Annotated in this window: 3 protein-coding genes; all 3 read left to right on the top strand. The window is 75.8% G+C overall.

Features of this window, described 5'->3' with window-relative positions:
* Window positions 1–113: 113 nt before the first annotated feature.
* From ACRYR8_RS21110 to ACRYR8_RS21100, 3 genes are read left to right on the top strand one after another with little or no spacing between them, the layout of a single operon-like run.
* Window positions 114–851, top strand: coding sequence for a DedA family protein (locus tag ACRYR8_RS21110; RefSeq protein WP_432485531.1), 738 nt, complete (start codon window positions 114–116; stop codon window positions 849–851).
* 23 nt (window positions 852–874) lie between these two features.
* Window positions 875–1,315, top strand: coding sequence for an acyl-CoA thioesterase (locus ACRYR8_RS21105; protein ID WP_432485532.1), 441 nt, complete (start codon window positions 875–877; stop codon window positions 1,313–1,315).
* Between the two features lie 37 nt (window positions 1,316–1,352).
* Window positions 1,353–1,976: a DedA family protein gene (locus ACRYR8_RS21100; RefSeq protein WP_432485533.1), complete on the top strand. Its 624-nt coding sequence runs from the start codon at window positions 1,353–1,355 to the stop codon at window positions 1,974–1,976.
* Window positions 1,977–2,100: the final 124 nt, after the last annotated feature.

The following is a 2,100-nucleotide window of genomic DNA, read 5'->3' as shown; positions in this document are numbered from 1 at the left end:
GGTCCACCCCGGGGTGGACCCCACCGCCGTTCGCAGGACCCGCCCGTCCGCCTCTCGGTTGATCCTCGGCCCGCACGGTTCTCGCGGCCGGGGACCCGACCTACCCTGGGGACGTGCCCCTCCTCGCCGAGTTCTCGGCCGCTCTGCCCGCCACCGCCGCAGCCGTGCTGCCGGAGTGGCTGGAGGCCACGTCCCTGCTGGACACGCTGGGCGGCGCGGCGCTGTGGGGGGCCGCGGCCATCGTCTTCGCCGAGTGCGGCCTGCTGATCGGCTTCTTCCTGCCGGGCGACTCGCTGCTGTTCACCGTGGGCCTGTTCACCCGCGAGGAGCACGTGCCGCACGCGCTGTGGTTCGTCTGCCTGGTGCTCTCGCTGGCCGCGTTCCTCGGCAACGTCTGCGGCTACGAGATCGGCCGCAAGGCGGGCCCGGCCGTCCTGGACCGGCCCGACTCCAGGATCTTCAAGCGCAAGCACATCGAGAAGACGCAGGAGTTCTTCGCCACCTACGGCGCACGGGCGATCATCCTGGCGCGCTTCGTGCCGATCGTGCGGACCTTCATCACCGTCGCCGCGGGCGCCGGCCGCATGCCCCGGCGCACGTTCTTCGTCTTCTCCGCCGTGGGCGCCGTGCTGTGGGGCACCGGCGTCACCGTGCTGGGGTACATGCTCGGCGGCATCCCGCTGATCCGGGACAACATCGAGCTCGGCCTGCTCATCCTCGTGGTGCTGTGCGTGCTCCCCGTCGCCGTGGAGGTCCTCAACTCCCGCCGCAAGCAGCGCCGCGCCGCCGCCGCGCTGCCCGCCCAGAAGGAGCTGCGCGCCGACGAGGCCACCCCCGAGAACCACCGCTGAGCCCGGCGGGGCAGGATGGCGCGGTGCCTCGCTCGGAGCAGCTGCTGTCCCTGCGCTGGGGCGACATGGACGCCTACCGCCACGTGAACAACGTCGAGGTCCTCCGGTTGCTGGAGGAGGCGCGCGTGCGCGCCTTCGGGGTGCCGGGCCCCGACGGCTCGGCACCGATGCTGGCCACCGGGATGGTCGTGGCCCGCCACGAGGTCGACTACCTGCTCCCCCTGGACTACCGCACCGCCCCGGTGGCGGTGGACCTGTGGGTCGAGCGCGTCGGCGGCGCCAGCTTCCAGGTGCGCTACGAGGTGCGCGAGCCCGAGCCGCCGGCCGTGGGCGAGGCGCGCACGTACGTGCGCGCCAGCACCACGTGCGTCTCCTACGACTTCGCCGCCGGCCGCCCGCGCCGCCTCAGCGACGCCGAGCGGACCCGCCTGGCCGCCCTGGCCGACGAGCCCGCCGACGCCTGAGGAGCCGGGGAGCGCGAGCGCCTGCGAGGATCGCGGGGTGTCCGACTGGTTCGCGCAGCTCGCCGACCCGCAGCTGGAGCACCTCGGCGCCCTCGGCGTCTACGCCCTCGTCTTCGGCATCGTCTTCGCCGAGACGGGCACGCTCGTGGGCTTCTGGCTGCCCGGCAGCACCGTCCTCTTCACCGCCGGGCTGCTGGCCGCCCGCGACGGCAGCCCGCTGTCCCTGGGCGTGCTCGTGGTGGGGGTGACGCTGGCGGCGATCCTCGGCGACACCGTCGGGTACTGGTCCGGGCGGCGGCTGGGCCGCCCGTGGCTGCTGCGGCGAGCGGGCAAGGCCGCCAAGCACCTGCCGCGGGCGGAGGCGTTCTACGCGAAGTACGGCTGGTTCGCCGTCGTGGGCTGCCGCTACATCCCGTGGCTGCGGGCGTTCACGCCGATCATCGCCGGCACCGCCGTCATGCCGTACGCGGCGTTCGCCAGCGCCAACGTGGTGGGCGCGCTGACGTGGGGGGCGCTGCTCGTGCTGGCCGGCTACGCCGCCGACTCGCTGCCGTGGATCCGCACGCTGGCGTACGTGATCGCCGGCTTCGCGATCCTCTCCTCGATCGTCGCGCCGATCGCGGGGGCGGTGCGCCGGCGCCGCGCGGCGCGCGCCCGGTGAGGCAGCCGCGCCCCGGGGGGGGGGGGGGGGGGGGGGGGGGGGGGGGGGGGGGGGGGGGGGGGGGGGGGGGGGGGGGGGGGGGGGGGGGGGGGGGGGGGGGGGGGGGGGCGGGGGGGGGGGGGGG

The sequence above is a fragment of the Kineococcus esterisolvens genome (genome assembly GCF_050871405.1).
Lineage (GTDB): Bacteria > Actinomycetota > Actinomycetes > Actinomycetales > Kineococcaceae > Kineococcus.
This window is presented reverse-complemented; position numbering and strand designations above follow the sequence as displayed.